Raw genomic sequence first — 25,079 nt, 5'->3', positions numbered from 1 at the left:
AACTAACCTTAACCAAACAAATATGAGATTTGTTACTTTTAACAGTACAAATATCCTAATACTTTGCTTTCATTTATGTTAACAGTTTACTATTAATTTGTTATATTGTGTTAAAGTTGAATTCAACATATTTTATTTTAGGTATTAGTAATTCATTAATAAAAATGAAAATTTAGAATATAAAAAAACCACGTTCCGCAAAACGTGGTATTTTTTTAACTAACCTTAACCAAACAAATATGAGATTTGTTACTTTTAACTCTGCAAATATCCGACTATTTTTGCCTAAGGTGTGTTAATTATGTGTTATATATATGTTATTGAATATTAAAGTTTTCTTATTTGGTATCTTGTAAAGCAAACACTTTTTTTAATAAATCAGAGGTTCTCGAACTTAATTGTGTTCTAATATTTCCTTCCTCTACAGCAATCATTTTAAATACACCTTCCATGGCTTTATTGGTAGTATAATCAGTTAAGTCAGGATTTACTTTTGTCACAAAAGGAATATTATTATATTTTGTAATGATATTTGTCCAAACTTTATCTGCTCCTACCTTTGTGAAAGAATTCTTAATAACTGGATTAAATTTAGCATATAAAGCACTTGAAGTTGTGCTTTCTAAATACGAAGTAGCCGCTCTATTGTCTCCCATTAAAATATTTTTGGCATCATTAAATGTCATTTGTTTTACTGCATCCACAAAAATAGGAGTCGCTTCTTTAACAGCATCTTCTGCGGCACGATTTAAAACTTTAAGACCTTCATCGGCTAATTTGGATAAACCAATATCTCTCAAACCTTTGTCAACTTTTTGTAATTCTTGTGGCAATAAAATTTTTACCAATTCATTTTTGTAAAAACCATCTACAGCGGTTAATTTCGTTACTTGTTTGTCAATTCCATTATCTAAAGCTTCTTTCAAACCATTCGCAATATCTAACTGACTTAATCCACCTGCTTGTGGTAATTGATTTACTACTTGTTGTAATTCTGAACAACTGATACTAATAAATGCTATTAAGCAAAATGCAATTTTTTTCATTTGTATTATTTTAGGACATTTCTTCAAATATAATGCCTTTTTTTTTAGCACGAAATTCTATGTAGAAATAAGCAAAGAAATTTATTAAATTCGTAAATTGCAGCCATAAATTTGAGATAAAATTACAAATGGAACAACAACAACCTTATATTCCTGTAAATAAAGTAAGAATTGTTACTGCAGCTTCACTTTTTGATGGACATGATGCAGCAATCAATATCATGAGAAGAATCATCCAAGCAACTGGATGTGAAGTCATTCATTTAGGTCATGATAGAAGTGTAGAAGAAGTAGTAAATACTGCTATTCAAGAAGATGCCAATGCCATTGCAATGACTTCTTACCAAGGTGGTCATACTGAATATTTAAAATATATGTTTGATTTGCTGAACGAAAAAGGAGCAAGTCATATCAAAATTTTTGCCGGTGGAGGAGGTGTTATTCTTCCTTCTGAAATTGACGAGTTACACGAATATGGTATTGAAAAAATCTATTCTCCAGATGATGGTCGCGCCATGGGATTGCAAGGAATGATAAACGATTTAGTAAAACGTTCAGATTTCCCTATTGGAGATTCTCTAAACGGAGAAGCAGATCATTTAATCAATAAAAACCCTCGTGATATTGCGCGTGTAATTTCTGCTGCTGAAAACTTCCCAGTAATAGCGAAAGCCACTTTAGATAAAATACACCAAGAAAACCAAACATCAACCACACCCGTTTTAGGAATTACAGGTACAGGTGGAGCTGGTAAATCGTCTTTAGTAGACGAATTAGTACGTCGTTTTTTAATTGATTTCCCTGAGAAAACAATTGGTTTAATTTCAGTTGATCCATCCAAACGTAAAACGGGTGGTGCTTTATTAGGAGATCGTATTCGTATGAATGCTATCAATAATCCAAGAGTGTACATGCGTTCATTAGCAACACGTCAATCTAATTTAGCTTTATCAAAATATGTAGCGGAAGCGATTCAAGTTTTAAAAGCGGCTAAATACGATTTAATTGTATTGGAAACTTCAGGTATTGGGCAATCGGATACTGAAATTATGGACCACTCTGATGTTTCATTGTATGTAATGACGCCTGAATTTGGTGCGGCTACACAATTGGAAAAAATCGATATGTTGGATTTCGCAGATTTGGTAGCCTTAAATAAATTTGACAAAAGAGGTGCTTTAGATGCTATCCGTGATGTAAAAAAACAATACCAACGTAATCATAATCTTTGGGATGCCAATCCAGATGAGATGCCTGTTTTTGGAACCATTGCGTCTCAATTTAACGACCCTGGAATGAATTCGCTGTACAAAGCGATTATGGATAAAATTGTCGACAAAACAGGAATTGATTTACACTCTACTTTTGAAATCACCAAAGAGATGAGTGAGAAAATCTTTGTCATTCCACCACATAGAACACGTTATTTATCAGAGATTGCTGAAAACAATCGCAAATATGATGAGACGGTTTTAACACAGGTTGAAGTAGCTCAAAAATTATATGGAATTTTCAAAACAATAGAATCGGTAAACGGAAATTTCCCTCAAATTGATAAAGCTGGAATCGTTGAATCCTCATTACAAATTAACGATTCAAACAAAGATTTCGTTTCGCTTTTAGTAAAAGAATTTGACCGCGTTAAAATGAATTTAGACCCATACAATTGGGAAGTAATTCAAACTTGGGATGAAAAAGTAAATAAATACAAAAATCCTATTTACTCGTTTAAAGTAAGGGATAAAGTAATTGAAATTAAAACACATAGTGAGTCGTTATCACATACACAAATTCCTAAAATTGCCTTACCAAAATACCAAGCTTGGGGTGATATTTTAAGATGGAATTTACAAGAAAATGTACCTGGAGAATTCCCATTTGCATCTGGATTGTATCCGTTTAAACGTGAAGGGGAAGATCCAACGCGTATGTTTGCAGGTGAAGGAGGACCAGAACGTACCAATCGTCGTTTCCACTACGTGAGTTTGGGTATGCCAGCCAAACGTTTGTCAACGGCTTTTGATTCGGTAACACTTTACGGAAATGATCCCGATCACAGACCTGATATTTACGGTAAAATTGGGAATGCAGGAGTTTCAATTTGTTGTTTGGATGATGCGAAAAAATTATATTCTGGTTTCGATTTGAGTCACCCAGCAACTTCTGTATCGATGACAATTAATGGACCAGCACCTATGTTGTTAGGTTTCTTTATGAATGCGGCAATTGATCAAAATTGTGAGAAGTACATTAAAGAAAATGGTTTAGAAGCAGAAATAGAGGCAAAAATTAAAGCGATTTATAAAGCTAAAGATTTAGAAAGACCAGTCTATAACGGGGCTTTACCTGAAGGAAATGATGGTTTAGGATTAATGCTTCTTGGTGTAACTGGAGATCAAGTTTTACCAGCTGATGTGTACCAAGATATTAAAATAAAAACCTTAGCACAAGTGCGTGGTACGGTTCAAGCCGATATTTTAAAAGAAGACCAAGCGCAAAATACGTGTATTTTCTCTACTGAATTTGCGTTGCGATTAATGGGTGATGTTCAAGAATATTTCATCCAACAAAATGTGCGTAATTTCTACTCGGTTTCCATTTCAGGTTACCATATTGCAGAAGCAGGTGCTAATCCTATCACGCAATTGGCATTTACTTTAGCCAATGGATTCACCTATGTAGAGTACTATTTGAGTAGAGGTATGGATATTAATGCATTCGGACCGAACTTATCGTTCTTTTTCTCAAATGGTATTGATCCTGAATATGCAGTTATTGGTCGAGTAGCACGTAAAATTTGGGCGAAAGCCTTAAAATTAAAATACGGTGCCAATGAAAGAGCACAAATGTTGAAATACCATATTCAAACATCGGGTCGTTCTTTACATGCACAAGAAATTGATTTCAATGATATTCGTACCACGTTGCAAGCGTTATATGCCATCTATGACAACTGTAATTCCTTGCATACCAATGCGTATGATGAAGCGATTACAACGCCTACGGAAGAATCGGTACGTAGAGCGATGGCAATTCAGTTGATTATCAATAAAGAATTAGGTTTAGCGAAAAACGAAAACCCAATACAAGGTTCGTTTATTATTGAAGAATTAACCGATTTAGTTGAAGAGGCCGTTTTAGCCGAATTTGATAGAATTACCGAAAGAGGAGGTGTTTTGGGTGCTATGGAAACCATGTACCAAAGAAGTAAAATTCAAGAAGAATCGTTGTATTACGAAACCTTGAAACATACAGGAGAATTCCCAATTATTGGTGTGAATACTTTCTTAAGTTCGAAAGGTTCCCCAACGGTTATTCCTGCGGAAGTGATTCGTGCGACAGAAGAAGAAAAACAATTCCAGATTAAGACATTGGAAAACTTACACAAAGCACATGCCGATAAAGTAAAAGAACAAATTGCTTTGTTACAAGAAGCTGCTATTTCCAACCAAAATATATTTGAAGTATTAATGAATGCTACTAAGTATTGTTCGTTAGGTCAAATTACTTCCGGTTTATTTGAAGTAGGAGGTCAATATAGAAGGAATATGTAAAAATTAAATATCAACTACTATGTTAAAAAAAATATTTGTTGTTTGTATTGCATTTTTTGGAATTTTTATAGCATTTAAAGGATTCGTTTCTATATTAGATAGCCATTTTTTAGATTTAGATAATGATATAACTTATAAAATGAGTTATAATATAGGTCTAGTTTTATCTAAGTCAATAAAGATAATATTTGGTTTTTTTATCATTTGGCAAACCTATAAATGGTTTTGTGATGAAGAACGGAATAGTTCAAGTATTTTTAAATTTAAACGTTTAAAAAAATAGTTACAAATACTAAAAAGCCTTTCAGCAATGAAAGGTTTTTTGTTTAAAATAATTAGATTTGTTTCCATTAAAAGATAGCATGTATAAATATTTTGTACTCTTCATCGTAACTTTTTCTTTTGGGCAAGTTCCATATAGTAAATATAATCCCAAAAATACGTTAAGTGTAAAAGGTATTGGTTATATAAATATTTTTCAGCCAAGACTTGGAGCAATAATAGGAGTTGAAAAAGGTTTTTTTAAAAATCATTCTTTAGGATTAAAATTTATAAATAGCTATTATTTTCCTCGGCAAGAAAATGTGGAAGATAGATACGGAATAATACATGATTTAGGGAATTATGAAAATCATAAAAATCAATCATTTATTTTTGAGTATAAGTATTATTTTGATTTTAATGAAATTAGCTATGTAAGAGTTCAAACGGGTATATCTTTTTATATTTCATTAAATTATAAAATAGGAAAAAAAACGATAGAAAAGGATCGCGATTATGAACATGATTTTTATTTTCAGAATATAGACTATACGTATATAGGACCAGCAATTGGAGCAGTTTTATCAAATTCTTCTTCTTGGTCTTTTGATGTACAAATTGGTTATTTAACTGGAAAAAAGAATCAAACCACATATTATGAAGTGCCTGATCAGTATATATTAAATGAAAAATACCCCACTAATTATTTTAGATTTGAATTTTTAATAGCGTATAATTTTGATTTTTAATTTATTAAAATGATTCAGTAAATACACGTAAGGATTAAAAGCTCTTAATTTTAACCTCAGAACATAAATTTATAACCCAAATGCTCTTTATAATAACCAAAAAGGTTCTAATTATAAGCAAAAAGCTCTTAATTTCAACCCCAAAGCTTTTTATAATAAGCTAAAAGGTATTCGCGATAAGCTTTTTGGTTTTAAATAAATATACACTCCTATAAGAAAGACCTTTCGATAGCGAAAGGTCTTTCTTTTTCTACTATAAAAAATAGAATAAAGGTTTACAATACAGGTTCGTGTTTCCCTTCTTTAATTTCTTCAATCATTTTTTTGTTGAAAGCCGGTAAATCATCAGGATTTCTACTGGTTACTAATCCTTTGTCGACCACTACTTCTTTATCAAGCCATTCGGCACCAGCGTTGATTAAATCTTGTTTGATAGAAGGATAAGAAGTCATTTTTCTACCTTTTACCACTTCTGCACTGATTAGTGTTTGTGGACCATGACAAATGGCAGCTACTGGTTTTCCCGCTTCAAAAAAGGCTTTTACAAATTCCAAAGCTTTTTCATGGGTACGCAATTGATCAGGATTAATCACGCCTCCAGGTAAAAGCAATGCATTGTAATCGGAAAAATGAACTTCGTCTAGGGTTTTATCCACTGGGTATAATTTTCCCCAATCTGTGGATGCCCAAGCTTTAATACTTCCCGATTTTGGACTTACAATTTCGGTAACCCAACCTTCTTTTTCAAGTGCTTTTTTAGGTGATGATAATTCTACTTCTTCAAATCCATTGGTAGCCAAAATAGCTATTTTCTTTTTCATAATTTTAATTTTTTTACTGTTTAACTATTAATTTGTTAGTGTAAAATTACGAAACGATGCCTCCTTGTTTGTTATAGGATTTTGTACGATTTTTATAGAATGTTTAGTTTTTATATTCAATGAAATAGAAAATAAAAAAGACCTTCTTCGGAAGGTCTTTTGGAATCAACAATAACACATTTATAATTATTCAACAACTACTTTTTGTGCGATTCCATCTTTCGTTCTTAGAAAATAAACACCTTTTGGATAGTTCATTTCTAAGTTTTTTGTGTTTTCCTTTTCTGTAATTTTTTTGCCTGTATAATCATATAAACTGATGGTGACATTTTCTTTAAAGTAAACAATTCCGTTTGTAACGGGATTGGGATAGGCTACAAATGAATTGGTTTTTTCTGCGAAATTTGGAGTAGTCAAAACATCATTTGTAATTTCATATAGGCTTAAAGTAGCACTTACTTCATTTGCCATTATGATTAAACCTTTAGTACTCGGACTATTTTCAGGAGCGATGTAAATAATTCCTTCAGGCCCTAAATCACCTCCTATACTAGTGGTATTTCTGCTATTGTGGTAGGAAACAAAAGTAGCGTTCATTGGATTTGTAATATCATAAACCATTAAACCACCTGTTCTTTCTAAAGTAATAAAAGCATAGGTTGCCCCATTAATTTCCGCAACGGTAATCCCTTCTGGTTCTGGGCCTTTATTATCGCTTCTATTTTTAGAAGTATTGTTGTCGTTACTCGCATTGAATAAGCTTCCATACACGGGATCAGCAGCGGTGATTCTTTCAAAATCGGAACCACTATCATATACTAATTGCCCTGTTGCAGTATTCCAAATACTAAAAGAACGTGTACCAAAAACATGTATTTCATCAAAATCCCCATCGTTATCTGTATCACCTGTAGCATTGGTAACGGTTAATCTTCCTAAATTTTTATTATTTTTTAAAAAAGAAGCATTTGGAAAAACGGTTGGGTCTAAAACATAACTGCCGCTACTAACTCTTTTCTCTTCTGATAGTCCATTATAATCTCTTGAATCCCCTTCATTTGCAGTCACTAAATACGTCGTACCATTTACAGTGTAATTCGCAATTGCATCGGGCATATACATGCCTTTAACTGGCCAGTTTCCTAAGAAAATTTCCCCAAACTGATCGGATGTATCCAATTCATTACCAGTAAACATATGATCTTTAAACCCTAAAGGTACAATGTCTGTTATTTGTTTATTCACTACATCAATAGTAGCAATTGCGTTGTTTTCTTGTAAAGAAACCCAAGCAGTAGCACCATCAGCAGCAACTGTGATATATTCTGGTTCTAAATCTTTGGAAACCGTAGCATTCACTCCAAATATTCTAACATTATTAGCTCTTAAAGTTGCTAACTGACTGTCAAAAGCATTAAAGTTAAGTTGGGTAACATCACTTTGTTGAATGTTATTTAAACCAGCAGTTACATCTATAATGGAAATACTTCCTTCTGGATCAATCGTATAATCATCGTTTGGTTCCCCTTCGTTTGCAACGATAACTTTAGTACCATCTGGTGTAAACGTAATCATGTCTGGTAAAATACCAGCATCAACGGTAGCACCAATAGTTCCATTAACATCCATAAAAATAACTTTACCATTGGTATAATTAGCTCCTTGAACAGTAGCAGCTACTAAACCATTTTTATGAGCAATACTGGTTCCACCAATTCCATAAGCCGCTAAATCAACCGATTGAACAGAAGTAATGGAATTCGGATTTGAAAAATCTAAAATTTCAATTTTTGAAGCGGTGGAATTCATTACAAATAAACGTTGGGAAACAGGATCATGAGTCACTATTTCGGCAGAACCTGCAGCATCTACTAAATAGCTTGTTAAGTAATTGATATTTAATGCAGCAGAAGTGGTTGGTACATTTTCTTCGTCTTCTAAAATATAAATTGTTGTTTGAGATATACTACCTATTGTTCCATCAATGGGGTTTGAAAGTGTTAACACAAAGAAACTATCACCAGTAAAAACAGCATCATTTGTAATGGGTATTGAAAGGGTTTGTGAGGTAGAATTTATAGGAAAACTTATCGTTTGATTAGGGAAAGAAAATTGTTGTCCATTTATTGCAGTACTATATGAAGAAACAGTCACATCAATTTTGGTATTTCCTGTTGATGGACTGTTTAAATTGAGTAGTATGTCTAAAGTATTTTGATTTTCGTTTACGATGTAAAACTCAGAAGCAAATGTTATGCTTGAATTATAGGAATAAGATAAGATATTCTTTTTACTTATTAGACTATCCGCAAATAGGTATTGGGATAACCAAATGTTTAAGAAAAATAATAGCGTAATTTTAGATTTCATAGTGCGTGTTTATAGTTTGTTGCAAACTTACACGTAACATTTAATGAAATTGTTACTAAAAAATTACGATATCTTTCTTAAAACTTTATAGAATTGTTTCAAAAAAGTAAACTTGTAAATAAATTGTTAACTGAAACTTATTTTTTTACAGTATAAATACCTCCAACAAAGAGTGCTACAGCCAATCCTATAAAAATAAATCCTTTTGTTTGCCCAGATTCATTTGAAGCATCAATCTCAATACCAAGAAATTTTACTTCTTTAGTATTGTTTGATACTTTATTTACGCCTATATATCCTAAATATAAAGATAAGGCAATTAATACGATTCCAATAATTTTTGTTGCTTTCATAATTTTGGTTTATTTATTAGTTAATTTTATTGTTATGTAAAATTAAGATATTACTGTTTTTTGAATTTTACAGTATTTAGGTATTGTGTTATATTATTTTCATTAAAACCTATTTTAAAATACCCATTGATAGTGATTTTTTTATTACTTTAGAGATATACATTTGTACAAATAACATTTTAAAAAATATGAAAACATATCAATCATGTGGAAAAATAAGTTTAGAAAACAATACAGTAATTGTTAAGACTGCTTTACCAACACTTGAAGAAGGAGTTTATAAATATGTAAGATATTATAATATCTCTAACGAAAATTATTTTGGGATTTTAGGTATCCTTTATGTAGAAAACGGACCAAATAAAGATTTGACGGAAGTAACTGGCGAATTAAGAAAAGTACAAGTAGATGCTAAACCTATCAATTTAAAAGATTTAAAACCATTAAACTCTGGAAAAAGTTTTACCGAATTAAAAAGTTCTGATGTAATTCATTTTATGTGTTTTCATGACGATAGCTTTAATTTATCAGATCATTATTTATTAGCATTTCAAGAAAGCTTGCCTAATTTTCCTGATTTTGATTTAATAGAAGAACCAAAAGTTGGTAATGGAGGAGTGCTTACTTTTGAAGGATGTTCCTAATGAATAAAAAAATAAAAATAATATTATTTATAGCAACAATTTTCATTGTTGCTTTTTCATTTGGACAAAAAAAAGAACTTAATTTATTAAAGAAAAACGTTCAATCAGCCGATATTGATTCTTCCAAAGTAATCATTTCACAAATAGATACGCTACAATTGAATCTTTATCAAAAAGCAGATTTTGCCTATTGGAAAGCCAATTATTATAAATTAATAAATGATGATCATGTAGCATTTGATAACTATTTACTATCAAAAAAATATTATATAGAATTAGATAGTTTGCTGAAAGTCGCTAAAATAAATATAGAAATTACCTCATTAGTTTTAGCTATGAAAAATAATAAAATAGGTTATCATAAATTTCTTTCTGAGTTTCTAGAATTTGCAAAAGCCACTAATGATAAGCAATTACTTAGTGAAGGTTATATGCAGTTAGGTAAATCTTTATATGATTCGAACCCTAACTTTGCGAAGCAATATTTTTTTAAAGCTTTACGGGAAAGTAAAGCAATAGGAAATGAAGTGTATAGTGCAAGAATAATGCTAAACATAGGAGCAACCTATGCCTCTGATAACATTTTTAAACTAGATTCTGCTTTACTTTTTTATGATAAAGCGATGCAAGTTTATAAAAAAAGGGATTTAAAAGAATATATGTCCTACATCTATATTAATAAAGGTGTTGTTTATAATAAACAAAAGAAATATGAAAAAGCAATTAGTAGTTTTCTTATGGCCGATTCTATTTCTGTGAATGAATTTAAGAATAAAAATAAAGAAATTATTTATGGTTATTTAGCGACAGCCTATAAAGAAATGGGAGATTATAAAAAAGCTGTTGAATATATGGATAGACAGAAAGTATATTTGGATATTTTAGGAGAAAAGGAGCAACAAAAAGCCATTATAGAAATAGATGCAAAATATAGAACTGCCGAAAAAGAAAAAGAAAATATTGCCTTACGAGGTGTAATTTTTCAAAACAAGATTGTACTGGTAGTAGTTTCAATAATACTATTGTTATCTGTTTTAATTGGTTTTTTAGCTTTTAAAAATATAAAAAATAAAAAGAAAATTATTGAACAAAAAAAAGAAATTGAAGTTACAAATTTGGTAAACCAATTAAAAGAGAATCAATTGAACGAAATTGATAAAATGTTAGAAGTTCAGGATAGAGAACGACAAAAAATTGCAGATGAATTGCATGATAATTTAGGGAGCTTACTGGCAACCTTGAAAATAAATTTTGAAACGTTAAGTCATTTCGAAACAAATCGATCATTATTTGATAAAACAAATCAATTAATAGATGAGGCTTATAAAGAAGTTCGAAATATTGCTCATTTGAAAAATACGGGTGTTATAGGTAAAGAAGGGCTATTAGTTGCTATAAAAAAAATGACAACAAAAATGACAGTTCCTAATAAAATTATATTTAATGTTATTCCTTCTGGACTAGATAAGAGGATTGATAATACGGTTGAGTTATTGCTTTTCAGAATAATTCAAGAATTAGCTACTAATTGTATTAAACACGCTCAAGCTTCAGAAGTAAACATATATATAAATCAGTATGATAACGAAATAAATATTATGGTAGAAGATAATGGTAAAGGTTTTACTAAAGGACCCAATAAAACTACTGATGGAATAGGTTTAAAAAACATGGAAAGAAAAATAGAACAACTATCTGGTACATTCACTATAGACAGTAAAATAGGAAAAGGAACCACTATAATTATAGACTTACCTTTATGATACGAATTGTAATTGCAGAAGATCATCAAGCTTTAATTGATGGAATTAAACTCGCTTTATAATATGAAGATGCTATTCAAGTTATCGGCGAAGCTTTGGATGGTGAAATGTTATTAGAATTAGTAAAGAATAAACAACCAGATGTTGTGGTTACTGATATTAGAATGCCAAAATGTGATGGTATTGCAGCCACAAGAGTCATAAAAAAAGACTATTCTCATATTCAAGTGATTGCTTTTAGTATGTTTGATCAGGAAGAAGCAATAGAACAAATGAGAGAAGCTGGAGCAATAGGTTACATTATGAAAAATTCTTCTTTAAAAAAATTAATTGAAGGTATCAAAAGTGTGGCAAAGCAAATTCCTTTTTATGATGATGCAATCATTACAAAAGATAGCGTTACAAAAGAGGAAATTATTTTGAGTTCTAGAGAAAAGGAAATACTAAGATTAGTAGGAGAAGGAAAAACTTCTCAAGAAATTGCCGATTTATTATTTGTAGCCAAAAGTACTGTTGATACACACAGAAAAAACATATTGAAAAAGATGAATATTTATGGTAAGACCGATTTGATTCGGTTTGCTATTGAAAGAAAGTATGATTTTTAAAAGAAAATTAGCCATTCAAAAGTGCAAAAAATCCCTATCGTTAGGGATTTTTTTTTGCTTTATAATGAGCAATTTTACCATGTGTTAGCTAACAAATAAACAAATATGGAGTCTAGAAACCATTACAAACAGGGCGTAACCGAAAAGCCATATGAGTAGGGAAAATTAATTAAAATATAATTATGGCATTGAATATAACAGCAATTAAGAAAATTGTAAATAGAACAAATCAGTCTGTGGAAGTTAGAAAACGAGACAATTTGAATGATATCGTTATCTTAAAACCATTTTGGGAAGTATGTCAGGAAATTTGGATACCAGGTATAGTAAATCAACAAGAATTTGATGATAAAGTAATTGAGATTTCTTATTTACGAGATAATAAAAGAATGTTTATGTGGCAATTAGGAAATAAGGTTAGATTTTCAAAATTTGGTTTTGATATATCTGGGAAACCTGTTGATGGGATATGTGCTACTGATGGTGATAGAATGCTCATAATTGATGAGAATTCGATTTCACTTGAATTAATTAGATAAAAAAAAATATAAATACAAATACAAATACAAATATTATGGCAGTTACTTGGAACCCACAAAAAAATATACCATTATATACAACAAATAATTTCAAAGCCGTTTGGAAGACAGTTATTGATGAACCTAAACCAGGAATGTTGGTTGGTACTGGATGGTTGACACCTTCTTGGATTAATTTTAGAGGACATAATGAAAAGGAATATCAAGAATGTGTAATTTATCATTGGCCTAGGGAAATTATACCTTCTACCGTTTCTGAAAAAGATAAAATAGCTGATTTATTAGTACATATAAGAGAAATTGTTAGTAAAGCAGCCGAATTAAGCGGTATTAAAGAACTAGATGTAATTAATAATCTAATCTCAATTTGTACCGACTTTTTTAACATATTTACAAGTGGACCAGTAGGAGGGTTGCCTTTATTCAAATTAGCAAATCCAGATGGGAGTCTTACGTTTATTTATGCTCATTGGTATGAAGGAACACCTCAAAATTTGCAATGGGTTTTGGATTTTAACTGGGAAAGATATAATAGATTGCGTGTTTTAAATCAGCAAATTTGTGAAATGGAATCTGATTTAGAGATGTTTAGTGATAATTTTGAATACCTAGAAATGGAACCTTCTAATTTTGCTTCCTCATTAACAACAAAAAGATTTGATAATGAAATTTTAGCTGAAGATGCTAATCATGACTATTTTCAAACATTAGAAGGGAAATTAGTAAAAAAGATATCTATTAATGGTCGTGGTAGTATAGAACTATTTCATCCAACTTCAAATAATAAGTTAACAGATTTAAAATCTTCAAATTTTGATATATCTAGAATTCCAGATTTATTAGATGATAATATAATACAAGTAGTAGGGTATTTGTCTGTAGGTAATCATGAGAATTTAGAATTTGATGTTCATAATTTATTTATTATAAAAGATGGAAATAGCATTTATAGCCCTCCTTTTGAATATGATTTCAATATTATTTTAAATGAAATTACAACTTTTAATAATAAAGTGGCTTGTCCAATTGATGTAAAAAACAGGATATTAAAAGAAGTAGCAATAATAAAGGATGCTTCTGAAAAATTGAATAAAATTGAATGGAAAAAATATGGAACTATTGCATTAGGTGTAGGTTCACTTTTAGCAGTAACTATAAGTGCAGCTATTGGTATCTTATCTACTACAACGGTAGCTGGTTCTGCTTTAGCGACTTATATTTTAAGAACAAAAGTGATTTCTCTATTGTCAACAGTAAGTGCTTTACACAATTTAGATGGTTGGGCAAATGCTGAAATTAATAGGATGAAAAGTTCTAAAGATCTGATAGAAAGCCTTAAAAGGAGTCATCCAGAGTGTTTCAGAGATTAATGTAAAAGTTTGGCACGACTATTGGTTATACTAAATTGGAAACAATTTAAAAACGAATAGATATGAAAAAGTTTACTTTAATTTTAGCTTTTATTGGGATGATTACACTACAAAGTTGTTATACTGAAGAAGTAGTGGTTCAAGACGATTATGATAACGATACCATTAGTGAGGTATTTGAATATTCAAATGTTGATTTTACTAATAGTAATAATTATAAAGTGATTTTGGATTTTCCATACACCATCTATGCTTCAGATATGGTTTTGGTTTATCGACTATCTAATTACAATTCTGCTAACGGTGACTATTGGAAACTATTGCCTGAAACGTATTATTTTGATGATGGTACTTTAGATTTTGGTTATAGAAATGATGCTACAAGATATGATTCTGAAGTTAGTTTATATGGCTATGATCTTCCAGCTTTAAATGCACAATACAGATTAAATCAAGTATTAAGAGTAGTTGTTATTCCAGCAGCATTGGGTAATAAAGGAACAGCTAATGTAGATTTTAATGATTATCAGGCAGTAATTAATCACTATGGTATAGATGATAAAAATATTACTAAGATTAATAAAAAATAATACGACTTACTTTTATAAAGAAAAAATCCAGATTTATTCTGGATTTTTTTTATGAATGCGATTCGTTTATCTTATCAAATTTTAAATAACCAATATGTTTTCTATCTATAATTTCATTATCAGAAGATATGATTTTTAATTGGTATTTGGATTTGAATTGAGGTAGGAGAATGTCTTCAATTTCATAAATGTCATCGACATCAATACCATATTTATCATCAATATGGGAAGTAGCACCTTTAAAACCATAATGTTTATAAAAAGTTGTTTGTTTCGATTTCTTAATAGCTTCCGCTTTATTTTTGGCAACCGCTAAAACTTTATAATGGTATTCTTCAAATTCATTCTCTTTATATCCTCCTAGATTAATAAAAAAGAGTTTTTCTTCTTGATTTAGTTTTTCTTTTTTAGAAACTACTGTAATGGAATAGCCATCAATTTGGGTAACAGCTTGCCAAGCATCTAAATGAATTTTACCTTTCGCTTCTGGCCAAAAATTAATCATTTCTTCTTTTAAATCTAATAAAGATTTGCCAATGCCAAAAAAAATATCATGTTGTTCCGTTACTCTACCTTTAGGAGTACATCCTAACATAATCATATATAAATTATTTTTTTCCATGTTTCAAAGATAAAAAAAAGACCTCATTTGAGGTCTTAATTTATTCTTGTTTAACTTGAATTACAAATTCACTTCTTCTATTCATTTGATGTTCTTCATCTGAACATTCATGATTGATACAGTCTACTTTGGGTTTACTTTCTCCAAAACCTTCTGCAGTAATTCGAGAAGGAGCTATCCCTTTTTCAATCAAATAATTTCTAGTTGCATTGGCTCTATCGTGTGATAATTGTTTATTGTATTCCTCAGTACCTCTATTGTCTGTATGTGATCCAATAGCAATGTTAATTAATGGATAACGATTTAGCTTGTCTACTAATTGGTTCAAATGTACTTGAGCATCTCCTCGAATATTAAATTTATCAAAATCAAATAGAATTTCCGGTAAATCAAACATTAAAACACCATTATCAGTAATCACTTTTGGATCTCCTTCTTCTGCGATTAATTCTTCCAAGAATGTCTTTGGAATACGTTTCATTTTGATAATTTCTTTAGTCTCAGAATTTCCATTATCTAATATAGTAACGGTTTTTTCAGCAGGAATATAATCGGGATGATAGGTTGAAATTTTATAAGATCCAGGACGTACATCAAAATAAAAGTTTTCATCTTTACTTATAGTTTTTTCGCCTATATTTTCTTCTTTATCATTAAATAAAAAGACAGTAACTTGATCGATATTTTCATTCGTTTCCTCATCAATAACAATTCCTTTTATATAATATTGGAAATCTTTTAAAGGTGCAGTTTGCAAAAAACTATAAATATCATCATCGCCTATGCCATTGTCTCTATTCGAAGCAAAAAAACCTCTTTGCGAACTGTCATTATAGATAAAAGAAAAATCATCATAATGTGTATTAACAGGTAACCCTAAATTTAAGGGTTTACTAAAAATATCGTTTTTGTATTCCGACATAAATACATCTAATAAACCAAAACCAGGATGTCCATCTGATGCAAAGAATAATTTATTTTCATCGCTTATAAATGGAAATTGTTCTCTGTTTTTAGTATTAATTTCTGTGCCTAAATTTATGGGTTTACCAAAATTACCATTAGTATCAATATCTACATAAAAAAGATCAAAAGACCCAATAGTTCCTGGCATATCAGATGAAAAATACAAGCGATTATTTTCTTTGTTTAAACTAGGATGCATTGTGGAATAATCTAATCCATTAAATGGTAAAGATTGGATGTTTGTCCATTTACCATCTTTTAATTCTGCTGTAAAAATGCTTAAATGAGTAACTTTATCTTTGTCTTTACTTCTTTTGGCATTTTCACTTGTATTTCTTGTAAAATAAATACGATTGCCATCATTTGTAAAAGTTACTCCAGCTTCATGAAGTTTTGTATTTAATTCTTTAGAAAAAGGATTTTTAATGCTATCTAATTCATTATTAGTAATATGTGTTACATACAAATCTAAATAGGGTTGTTTGTTCCAATTGTATTTTTTTGAGAACAAACCATTAGAGTTTGAAGGAGAGGAAAAAACAAGTTGTTCTTTGTAAAATGCGGGTCCAAAATCGGAAAATTTAGTGTTAATTGGTGCATTTTTTATAGCAAATTTCTCTCCTTGCTTTTTAATATTTTCCAATTTTTCAATATTGGCTTTATAAATCGTTTCCGGTATTTCTTTTTCATACTCTTTCATCCATTTATTCGACTCTTCAAGATTACCTTTTGCTTTTAAAGCTTGAGCATATCTAAAAAGGTATTGTTCATCTATTGTCTCTCTATTTTTCTCAATTAAGGTTTTGTATAAAGAAGCGGCATGATCAAAATCAGAAATATAATAATACGAATCGGCTGCCTTTTTTAATACTGCAACAGATTTATTTCCATTTTCTATTATAGATGAATAAGCTTCTGCTGCTTTAGCAAATGAAGCTATTTTAAAATATTTATCCGCTTTTTTTAACTCGTTATTTTGAGCAAAAAGGGAAAATGTGGTGATGATATATATAAAAATAATTTTTTTCATATGCTTAAATTTTTATTTTTGACAGGTAACATAAGTGTATTTTCAAATATTTTTTTAAAAACTTTAGACAACCCATGTTAAAAAAACCTAGGTGATTTATCATATCCTTTGTTACCAAATGTATCTAAATCAAACAATAGAAAAACTTCATGCGAACCTGAATTAAAACTTCCTAAATTTGATATAGTATGATCATAGGCATATCCAATTCTTAATTGGGGTGTAATTCTATAATTAGCTAAACCACTAAATGAATCATCTAATCGGTGTGAAGCACCAATTTCAAATCGATCGAAAAACATAAAATTAGCTGTTATTTCTGCTGATAGAGGAGAATTGCTAACTAATTTTCCCATAAAGGCTGGTTTAAATTTTATATTATCGGAAAGATTAAAAACATATCCACCTGTAAAAAAGAAATGCAGTTCATCAATTCCAATAGCTTGAATACCATTTGCTTCTTTCAATTGTTTATTGGGAAGAAAATTCGGAACAGATACTCCTAAATAATATTTATCTGTAAAATAAAATGCGCCTGTACCTAAATTGAAAAAGGTCTCACTTAGATTTTGAAAAGCTAAATCGGAGCTAATATCGTCATCGTTTAACTTAAATCCATTAAAATTTGTATTAAAAAAATTGACACCTAATTTAAACCCTAAAGCTAATTTTGCCTTATTATTTAAATTAATTTTATAGGATAAATCCGCATTAATTGTAGTTTCATTTAACACATCTTCACCTAATTCGTCTTTTATGATATTAATACCAGTTTCTATACTTTCTGATAAAGGTGTATGAACAAATAAAGAAGAGGTTGTAGGTGCACCTGTAGCGCCTACCCATTGTGCTCTATAAATCCCCCCAAAATTAATTACTCCCAAATCATCTGTTGCATAGCCTGGATTAATTACACTCATATTGTACATGTATTGAGTGAATTGTGGATCTTGTTGTGCAAATGTATTGTAAGATACCAACAAGATTATTACGTATATATAGTTAATTTTTTTCATCTTTTTTCTTATCTACTTAAATATAATCTTCCTTGAGTTGGTTTTTTATCTGTATTGTCATTATAGTGTAAAATATAGAAATACACTCCAGTAGGTAAAATATCTTTACCTAAAACAGTGGACTGATTAGGTTTTCCATCGAAATGGGGAGTATTCATATTTCCTTTATAGACAAGATTTCCATATCTATTATAGATTTCTAATTCAAAATTAGGATACAAAATATCCAAATTTTTAATGTAGAAAGTGTCATTCAAACCATCATTATTTGGAGAAAAACCATCAGGAATAAATAAATCGGAACAATTCGTTAAATCTACAATTACTTCTAATCTAATTGATCCTTCGCATCCAGAAGCATCTGTTGTTGATGCATAGTAAGTTGTTCCATTGACTAAAACATCTGAATCTAAATAACTCACTCCTCCATTTGGAGCATCATACCATGTAATAGTACCATTTACATTTGTATTTGCTGTTAGATTAGCTATAGTAGGATTATCTTGAGCACAAAATAAATTACCTTCATTCAAAAGAGTAGGTTGTGAAGGATTATTAATTGTAAAATTAGTAGGAGTAATTGTTAATGTATTAGAGCCACATAGAGATGCATTATAAATAATGTTTTGAATAGTTATAGTTGTGTTTCCTCCATTAATAAGTAAATTGGAAGGAATGTCAAAACTTCCATTGCCATTAGTTATAGTAACATCTATGCTATTATTCTGACTTTGATTTGCACCAGATAATTCATAATTTAGAGTATAGCTTCCATCTGAAAGCCCATTTGCATTTTGTATAAAAATCGTTTCAATCTCAGAAACACATATATCTGTTGCAATTATATTTGCTCCCGTAGTATCAGGAAGTGGAATCACTTCAAAGTTTGTAGTAATTGCTAAGCCATTTGTAGTACAACCCGTGTTAAGATTTGTAATACTTGTTAATGTAATAGATGTGTTTCCAGCATTTTGTAATAAATTTCCTGGAATAATAAAAGAGCCAGCTCCTAAATCTATAGTTGTGGTAAATGATTCATTATTTGATGTGTTTGAGCCAGTTAAGTTAAAAGTTATACTGTAATTGCTATTTTCTAAATTACTTGCATTTAAGATGGTACCAAAAGCATCTTGATTGACACAAATATCATTTACGGTAATATTAACTCCTGAAAAATCAGGTAGTTCATTTACCATAAAATCAATTTGAAAACTTGTAAAATTAGTACCACAATTCGTTGTGTTGTTAGTTATAGAATTAATTGATACAGAAGTTAAACCAGATTGTGTCAAATTAGCTGAATTAATAACAAAATTACCACTTCCATTTAGAATAAATACAGTAACAGTTGTATTTAATGGACCATTAGCTCCAGATAATGAGTAGTTAATATCGTAATTTCCATCTGTTAATCCACCTTGTGTATTAATTTCTACGATTGCATTATTGCCTAAACAAATTGGCGCAACTGTTACATCATTAATTGTCAAATTAGGTGAATTACTAACTACAAATATATCTTGTGTATTTAAAACTGGACTAGAACATAAAGTAATTGGGTTTTCTATGGATGTAATTTGTATAGTATAGGTTCCGCTTACTGGAATTTGTGAATTAGGGATTGTAATAGAACCATTCCCGCCAAAGAAAGAAACTATTGTGTTTCCTGTGTAAGAATTAGAACCAGAAATAGTGTAGTAAACTGTATAACTTCCATTTGTGATAGATGGAGCAGTAATTGTTCCTAAAGCATCACTCCCTATACATATTGGTTCAATAATACTAATGGATGTGTTATTAACATTTGGATTTTCTGACACTATAAAAGTATCATTTGGATTATTAAAAGTAGTAGTGTTACATGTATTTGTTATATTAATTAAGTTAGTTAAGGTTAAAGTAGATGTACCCAAATTAATTATACCGAATGGAATTGTAAATGTCGCATTCCCATTAATAAATTGTACATTATTTTCAGCTTGATTGGAAACTGAAATAGCTCCAGTAATATCATAATTTAAATTGTAAAAACCATCTGGTAAATTTATTGCACCACTTACAGAAACTACAATTTGATTTCCAATACAAACATCATTAATAGCAATATTTATAGATTGTGCATCTGGTATTGGGAAAACTTCAAAAGGATTTGTTATTGCACTTGGTGTGTTACATCCTGTTGTTTGATTTTCAAAATTTGTAATGGTTAAAGAGTAATTCCCAGCGGTTGGGAGCAATGTATTTAAGATGGTAAATACACCATTTCCATTTGTTATTACTACTGAAGTCGTTTGTCCATTTGTCGTTCCATTTGGACCTGTTATGTCATATGTTATGGTATAATTTCCATTAATTAACTCTATTTGATTATTGTTGACATCAACTAAAAAACCTTGTCCATCTTGACCTAAACATGCATTTGTCATTTGTAGTTGTGTATCAGAAATATTCGGATTTTCAAAAATTTCAAAAGTACTGCTCAAATTATTTATAGGCTGAGTACAATTAGTAGTGCTATTTGGATTAACAATATTTGTTATGCTAACAGTGGTTACTCCTATATTTGCTACAAAATTCGGATTAATGATAAAACTTCCACTACCAGCATTGAAAGTTGTACTTACTGTTTCAGTACCTGAATTAGAACCAGTTAATGTGTAAGTAATATTATAGGTACCATTAGGAATTGGATTTGCGCCTTGATTTATAGTACCAATAAAAGTTGTTGAACTTATGTCACTGAAACAAACATTGGGAGTAACAGTTAAAGTAGAACCGTTTATATCGATTACAGGTTCAATTATAATAGCAACATTTGATGATGCAGGGGAGCAAATTGGATGCGTAGGACTTACACTATATGTAAAGGTGTATGTGCCAGCTCCAAAATTATTTGCGATATTTTGAATATTAATAAATGAATCATTGCTTCCAGATAATTCACCTGTTGAAGAATTATCAATCCAAGAACCACCAGTATCTTCTCCCGTTAATAAACTAAATAGATCCACATTAGTTAGGGAAGAAAAATTATCGTTTTCACAAAACGTTAGATTTAAAGGTGTCCCTGCTTCAGGTAAAGGATGTACAGTTAAATCAACATTTACACTTCTAGATGGGCAACTTCCTATAGCAGGAACTGAGTAAGTTAAGGTGTATGTTCCTATGCCGGCCAATTGAGCATTAAAAAAATTACCTGTTAAAGCTCCTGCTGGTCCACCTGACCAAGTGCCATTAAAATGAGGATTTGGACTACTACCTAAAAAACTAAATAAGGGAACTGAAGTATTGTTGTCACAAGCGACTGCACTTGGATTGTTTACTCCTGGATAGCCCCCTAAAATAATAGTTATGGTAGATGAGTTATCGGTGCATCCTGGAATACCATTTATAGTGTATTGATAATTATAAGTTCCGCTTATATTAATTTGCCAAGTATTTAAAATACCTGTCGTACTATTAAACCCACCAGAACTATTTATATTTGTCCAAGTACCCCCAGGAGTTGCTCCAATACCTAAAAGTGTAAACAAATCAACGACACCATTTGAATTTCCTAATCCTTGGTTGTAATTTTCCTTATCACAAATGGTTATTGAATTGTCGTTACCTGCGCATTGTGCAAATGAGTCAATTTTAAAGAAAATAAAACTAATCAAAATAATTAGCATCAATCGGTTTTTCCTCATAAGTGTTATTTTTTATCGGTTAACAACATAAATATACTACAAATTAAATGATTTTTTAGAAATTATTAACACAAAATTGTTTAAATGTTAATAACATAAAATTTGTTATATTAAAACAAAATCTTATGAAAAAGTTATAAAATCATAAATTTATAAAAAATATTACAAAAAATAGGGGTGTGATATTATTAAATCGCATATTTTTTTATATTTGTACTCAAAATTAAGGGGTATAACTTAAAAAATTATAAAAACTATGTCAACTTTTCGTTTCCAAGCATTAAAAGAAACAGCAAATAGAAAACCTGTTGTTGTTGAAAAACTTGAAAAAAAATCCAAAATTTTTGGAAGTAATGTGTTTAATGATAAAGCAATGCGTCAGTTTTTGACACCTGAAGCTTATAAAGCGGTAAAGAATGCTATTCAAAACGGTGCAAAAATTGATAGAATAATTGCTGATCAAATTGCAATGGGAATGAAGGAATGGGCATTGTCAAAAGATGTAACTCATTATACACACTGGTTTCAACCTTTGACCGGTAGTACGGCAGAAAAACATGATGCTTTTTTTGAAACTTCTTTTGATGGTAGTGATCCTGTTGAGAAATTTGGAGGTAGCCAATTAGTACAGCAAGAACCCGATGCTTCTTCTTTTCCAAATGGAGGTATAAGAAATACTTTTGAAGCAAGAGGTTATACAGCATGGGATCCAACGTCTCCTGCATTCATTTATGGAACGACTTTATGTATCCCTACAATTTTTGTTTCATATACAGGCGAAGCATTAGATAATAAAACGCCTTTATTAAGAGCTTTAAATGCTATTGATAATGCTGCTACTGATGTGGCTAAATATTTTGATAAAAATGTTAGAAAAGTAACTCCTACATTAGGATGGGAACAAGAATATTTTTTAATTGATAAATCATTAGCGAATACAAGACCTGATTTATTAGCAACTGGTAGAACTTTGTTAGGGCATGCATCTGCAAAAGGTCAACAATTAGATGATCATTATTTTGGTTCTATTCCTTCACGTGTTTTAAATTATATGCGTGATTTAGAGAATGAGTGCATGTTGTTAGGTATTCCTGTTAAAACACGTCATAATGAAGTGGCTCCTAGTCAGTTTGAATTAGCTCCAATATTTGAAGAAATTAATTTGGCTGTAGATCATAATTCATTGTTAATGGATGTGATGCAAAAAGTGGCAGAACGTCATGATTATAAAGTTTTATTCCATGAAAAACCGTTTAAAGGCGTAAATGGTTCGGGTAAACATAACAACTGGTCTTTGGCTACTGATACAGGAATAAATTTACTATCTCCTGGTAAAACACCAATGAGTAATTTACAATTCTTGACTTTCTTTATCAATACTATCAAAGCGGTTCACGATTATGAAGAATTATTAAGAGCTGCAATTGCATCGGCAAGTAATGATCACCGTTTAGGTGCTAATGAAGCTCCTCCTGCAATTATTTCAGTTTTCATTGGACAACAATTAACAAAAGTATTAGCGGAATTAGAAGGTGTTACTAAAGGAAAATTATCACCTGAAGAAAAAACAGATTTGAAGTTAAATGTGGTGGGTAAAATTCCAGACGTATTATTAGATAATACAGATAGAAATAGAACTTCTCCATTTGCTTTTACGGGAAATAAATTTGAATTTAGAGCGGTAGGTTCTTCGGCTAACTGTGCTACTTCTATGACTACTTTAAATGCAATAGTTGCAAAACAATTAAAAGATTTTAAAGCAGAAGTTGATACTTTAATTGAACAAAAAGATTTAAAGAAAGACGAAGCTATATTTAATGTATTAAGAGAATATATTAAACAAACGAAAAGTATCTTATTTGAAGGCGATGGTTATAGCGAAGCTTGGGAAAAAGAGGCTAAAAAACGTGGTTTAAGTAATTTTAAAACTACACCAGAAGCTTTAAAAGCCAAAGTGTCTAAAAAAGCAATTGATTTATTTGAAGAATTAGCTATCATGAATCATGTGGAAGTAGAAGCACGTTATGAAATTGAATTAGAAGAATATACTAAGAAAATTCAAATAGAAGGAAGAGTTTTAGGAGATATTGCTAGAAATCACGTTGTTCCAACAGCCATTCGTTATCAAAACACATTGATCGAAAATGTGAAAGGATTAAAAGAAATTTTTGGTAAAGATTTTGAGAAAATTGCAAAAGAACAAATCTCATTAATTAAAGAAATATCTGAACATATTGAAGGAATTAACTCAAAAGTTGATGCCATGATAGAGGAGCGTAAAAAAGCAAATAACCTTTCTGATATCTCTAAAATGGCCGCTGCTTATTGTGATAAGGTAAAACCATATTTTGAAGAAATTCGTTATCATTCTGATAAATTAGAATTATTAGTGGATGACGAAATGTGGACATTGGTTAAATATAGAGAATTATTGTTTTTAAGATAGTTTTAAATGATTCGGGTTGTTAGAACGGATTCTTCTAATGTAGATTTTATTAATTTGGTTGCTAAACTAGATAAAGATTTAGCCATAAGAGATGGGAATGAACATGCTTTTTATGCACAATTTAATTCCATAAGTACAATAAAACATGCGCTAGTTTTACATCATAATGAAATGCCAGTAGCATGTGGTGCTATAAAGGAATATAATCTTGAGTGCATGGAAATTAAAAGAATGTATGTAGAACAGGAATATAGAGGGAATGGTTTTGCAACCAGAATATTGAAAGAACTGGAAATATGGGCTAAAGAATTAGATTACAAATCCTTGGTGTTAGAAACCGGATTAAAACAGCCTGAAGCAATAGCTTTATATAAAAAAAATGGATATCAAATTATACCAAATTATGGTCAATATATTGGTGTAGAAAATAGTGTCTGCTTTATAAAAGAATTGTAACCAAGAAAACCTATTCATAAATTGAATAGGTTTTTTTATACTTTTTTATTTCTTTTTACGTTAAAAGTTTTATAGTCAATTTTTTTATTTTATAAAAAAAGTGTTACTTCGTAGAAAATATTTATAGTGAAACCATTTTTGTTATTAATATTACTTTGTATTTTAAACTGTAGCTTTGCGCAAGAG

The 25,079-nt window shown here is 30.2% G+C and carries 19 protein-coding genes; 11 read left to right on the top strand and 8 right to left on the bottom strand.

Going from position 1 to position 25,079, the window contains the following annotated elements:
* Positions 1–338: 338 nt before the first annotated feature.
* Complete coding sequence (locus tag HALO113_RS16600) at positions 339–1,046, bottom strand: DUF4197 domain-containing protein (RefSeq protein ID WP_159780258.1); 708 nt, start codon at positions 1,044–1,046, stop codon at positions 339–341.
* A 128-nt stretch (positions 1,047–1,174) separates the two neighbouring features.
* Here HALO113_RS16600 and HALO113_RS16595 point away from each other — a divergent pair, with 128 nt between their 5' ends.
* From HALO113_RS16595 to HALO113_RS16585, 3 genes are all read left to right on the top strand, one after another.
* The gene (locus HALO113_RS16595; RefSeq protein WP_159780257.1) at positions 1,175–4,600 is read left to right on the top strand and encodes a methylmalonyl-CoA mutase family protein; all 3,426 of its coding nucleotides are present in this window, start codon (positions 1,175–1,177) and stop codon (positions 4,598–4,600) included.
* Between the two features lie 19 nt (positions 4,601–4,619).
* On the top strand, positions 4,620–4,883 hold the full coding sequence (locus tag HALO113_RS16590) for a hypothetical protein (protein WP_159780256.1): 264 nt from the start codon (positions 4,620–4,622) through the stop codon (positions 4,881–4,883).
* 79 nt (positions 4,884–4,962) lie between these two features.
* Complete coding sequence (locus HALO113_RS16585; RefSeq protein ID WP_159780255.1) at positions 4,963–5,610, top strand: hypothetical protein; 648 nt, start codon at positions 4,963–4,965, stop codon at positions 5,608–5,610.
* A 275-nt stretch (positions 5,611–5,885) separates the two neighbouring features.
* Here HALO113_RS16585 and HALO113_RS16580 read toward each other — a convergent pair whose 3' ends face one another.
* From HALO113_RS16580 to HALO113_RS16570, 3 genes are all read right to left on the bottom strand, one after another.
* Entirely contained in the window at positions 5,886–6,431 is a 546-nt protein-coding gene (locus HALO113_RS16580) for a type 1 glutamine amidotransferase domain-containing protein (protein WP_159780254.1), read from the bottom strand.
* 186 nt (positions 6,432–6,617) lie between these two features.
* Positions 6,618–8,801, bottom strand: coding sequence for a choice-of-anchor I family protein (locus HALO113_RS16575; protein WP_159780253.1), 2,184 nt, complete (start codon positions 8,799–8,801; stop codon positions 6,618–6,620).
* A gap of 137 nt (positions 8,802–8,938) precedes the next feature.
* On the bottom strand, positions 8,939–9,154 hold the full coding sequence (locus tag HALO113_RS16570; RefSeq protein WP_159780252.1) for a DUF5963 family protein: 216 nt from the start codon (positions 9,152–9,154) through the stop codon (positions 8,939–8,941).
* Positions 9,155–9,342: 188 nt separating this feature from the next.
* On the opposite strand from HALO113_RS16570, the gene HALO113_RS16565 reads away from it, so the two are divergent.
* The 6 genes from HALO113_RS16565 to HALO113_RS16540 all read left to right on the top strand — a co-directional run bounded on the left by HALO113_RS16565 (position 9,343) and on the right by HALO113_RS16540 (position 14,668).
* Entirely contained in the window at positions 9,343–9,798 is a 456-nt protein-coding gene (locus HALO113_RS16565) for a hypothetical protein (protein ID WP_159780251.1), read from the top strand.
* The gene (locus HALO113_RS16560) at positions 9,798–11,561 is read left to right on the top strand and encodes a sensor histidine kinase (protein WP_159780250.1); all 1,764 of its coding nucleotides are present in this window, start codon (positions 9,798–9,800) and stop codon (positions 11,559–11,561) included. Before HALO113_RS16565 ends, HALO113_RS16560 begins: the two co-directional genes overlap by 1 nt.
* A gap of 74 nt (positions 11,562–11,635) precedes the next feature.
* Entirely contained in the window at positions 11,636–12,169 is a 534-nt protein-coding gene (locus tag HALO113_RS16555) for a response regulator (RefSeq protein ID WP_370519395.1), read from the top strand.
* Between the two features lie 182 nt (positions 12,170–12,351).
* A complete protein-coding gene (locus HALO113_RS16550; RefSeq protein WP_159780249.1) occupies positions 12,352–12,708 on the top strand; it encodes a hypothetical protein in 357 nt (118 codons plus the stop codon).
* 35 nt (positions 12,709–12,743) lie between these two features.
* On the top strand, positions 12,744–14,078 hold the full coding sequence (locus HALO113_RS16545) for a hypothetical protein (protein WP_159780248.1): 1,335 nt from the start codon (positions 12,744–12,746) through the stop codon (positions 14,076–14,078).
* A 62-nt stretch (positions 14,079–14,140) separates the two neighbouring features.
* A complete protein-coding gene (locus HALO113_RS16540) occupies positions 14,141–14,668 on the top strand; it encodes a hypothetical protein (RefSeq protein ID WP_159780247.1) in 528 nt (175 codons plus the stop codon).
* A 49-nt stretch (positions 14,669–14,717) separates the two neighbouring features.
* Here HALO113_RS16540 and HALO113_RS16535 read toward each other — a convergent pair whose 3' ends face one another.
* The 4 genes from HALO113_RS16535 to HALO113_RS16520 all read right to left on the bottom strand — a co-directional run bounded on the left by HALO113_RS16535 (position 14,718) and on the right by HALO113_RS16520 (position 21,991).
* Positions 14,718–15,290: a DUF1543 domain-containing protein gene (locus tag HALO113_RS16535; protein ID WP_159780246.1), complete on the bottom strand. Its 573-nt coding sequence runs from the start codon at positions 15,288–15,290 to the stop codon at positions 14,718–14,720.
* Between the two features lie 40 nt (positions 15,291–15,330).
* The gene (locus HALO113_RS16530) at positions 15,331–17,286 is read right to left on the bottom strand and encodes an OmpA family protein (RefSeq protein WP_159780245.1); all 1,956 of its coding nucleotides are present in this window, start codon (positions 17,284–17,286) and stop codon (positions 15,331–15,333) included.
* A gap of 77 nt (positions 17,287–17,363) precedes the next feature.
* On the bottom strand, positions 17,364–18,302 hold the full coding sequence (locus HALO113_RS16525; protein ID WP_159780244.1) for a type IX secretion system membrane protein PorP/SprF: 939 nt from the start codon (positions 18,300–18,302) through the stop codon (positions 17,364–17,366).
* An 8-nt stretch (positions 18,303–18,310) separates the two neighbouring features.
* A complete protein-coding gene (locus HALO113_RS16520; protein ID WP_159780243.1) occupies positions 18,311–21,991 on the bottom strand; it encodes a gliding motility-associated C-terminal domain-containing protein in 3,681 nt (1,226 codons plus the stop codon).
* Between the two features lie 256 nt (positions 21,992–22,247).
* On the opposite strand from HALO113_RS16520, the gene HALO113_RS16515 reads away from it, so the two are divergent.
* Complete coding sequence (locus HALO113_RS16515; protein WP_159780242.1) at positions 22,248–24,437, top strand: glutamine synthetase III; 2,190 nt, start codon at positions 22,248–22,250, stop codon at positions 24,435–24,437.
* A gap of 6 nt (positions 24,438–24,443) precedes the next feature.
* Positions 24,444–24,893: a GNAT family N-acetyltransferase gene (locus tag HALO113_RS16510; RefSeq protein WP_159780241.1), complete on the top strand. Its 450-nt coding sequence runs from the start codon at positions 24,444–24,446 to the stop codon at positions 24,891–24,893.
* Positions 24,894–25,079 lie beyond the last annotated feature (186 nt).

Source organism: Flavobacterium sp. 9AF (assembly GCF_902506265.1).
Classification (GTDB): domain Bacteria; phylum Bacteroidota; class Bacteroidia; order Flavobacteriales; family Flavobacteriaceae; genus Flavobacterium.
Note: the sequence above shows the minus strand (reverse complement) of the source record. Positions and strands in the feature narration are given on the sequence as shown.

Excerpts from the sequence above, each read along its gene's own strand:
- HALO113_RS16600 (WP_159780258.1), bottom strand. The coding sequence starts at position 1,046 with ATGAAAAAAATTGCATTTTGCTTAATAGCATTTATTAGTATCAGTTGT.
- HALO113_RS16595 (WP_159780257.1), top strand. The coding sequence starts at position 1,175 with ATGGAACAACAACAACCTTATATTCCTGTAAATAAAGTAAGAATTGTT.
- HALO113_RS16590 (WP_159780256.1), top strand. The coding sequence starts at position 4,620 with ATGTTAAAAAAAATATTTGTTGTTTGTATTGCATTTTTTGGAATTTTT.
- HALO113_RS16585 (WP_159780255.1), top strand. The coding sequence starts at position 4,963 with ATGTATAAATATTTTGTACTCTTCATCGTAACTTTTTCTTTTGGGCAA.
- HALO113_RS16580 (WP_159780254.1), bottom strand. The coding sequence starts at position 6,431 with ATGAAAAAGAAAATAGCTATTTTGGCTACCAATGGATTTGAAGAAGTA.
- HALO113_RS16575 (WP_159780253.1), bottom strand. The coding sequence starts at position 8,801 with ATGAAATCTAAAATTACGCTATTATTTTTCTTAAACATTTGGTTATCC.
- HALO113_RS16570 (WP_159780252.1), bottom strand. The coding sequence starts at position 9,154 with ATGAAAGCAACAAAAATTATTGGAATCGTATTAATTGCCTTATCTTTA.
- HALO113_RS16565 (WP_159780251.1), top strand. The coding sequence starts at position 9,343 with ATGAAAACATATCAATCATGTGGAAAAATAAGTTTAGAAAACAATACA.
- HALO113_RS16560 (WP_159780250.1), top strand. The coding sequence starts at position 9,798 with ATGAATAAAAAAATAAAAATAATATTATTTATAGCAACAATTTTCATT.
- HALO113_RS16550 (WP_159780249.1), top strand. The coding sequence starts at position 12,352 with ATGGCATTGAATATAACAGCAATTAAGAAAATTGTAAATAGAACAAAT.
- HALO113_RS16545 (WP_159780248.1), top strand. The coding sequence starts at position 12,744 with ATGGCAGTTACTTGGAACCCACAAAAAAATATACCATTATATACAACA.
- HALO113_RS16540 (WP_159780247.1), top strand. The coding sequence starts at position 14,141 with ATGAAAAAGTTTACTTTAATTTTAGCTTTTATTGGGATGATTACACTA.
- HALO113_RS16535 (WP_159780246.1), bottom strand. The coding sequence starts at position 15,290 with ATGGAAAAAAATAATTTATATATGATTATGTTAGGATGTACTCCTAAA.
- HALO113_RS16530 (WP_159780245.1), bottom strand. The coding sequence starts at position 17,286 with ATGAAAAAAATTATTTTTATATATATCATCACCACATTTTCCCTTTTT.
- HALO113_RS16525 (WP_159780244.1), bottom strand. The coding sequence starts at position 18,302 with ATGAAAAAAATTAACTATATATACGTAATAATCTTGTTGGTATCTTAC.
- HALO113_RS16520 (WP_159780243.1), bottom strand. The coding sequence starts at position 21,991 with ATGAGGAAAAACCGATTGATGCTAATTATTTTGATTAGTTTTATTTTC.
- HALO113_RS16515 (WP_159780242.1), top strand. The coding sequence starts at position 22,248 with ATGTCAACTTTTCGTTTCCAAGCATTAAAAGAAACAGCAAATAGAAAA.
- HALO113_RS16510 (WP_159780241.1), top strand. The coding sequence starts at position 24,444 with ATGATTCGGGTTGTTAGAACGGATTCTTCTAATGTAGATTTTATTAAT.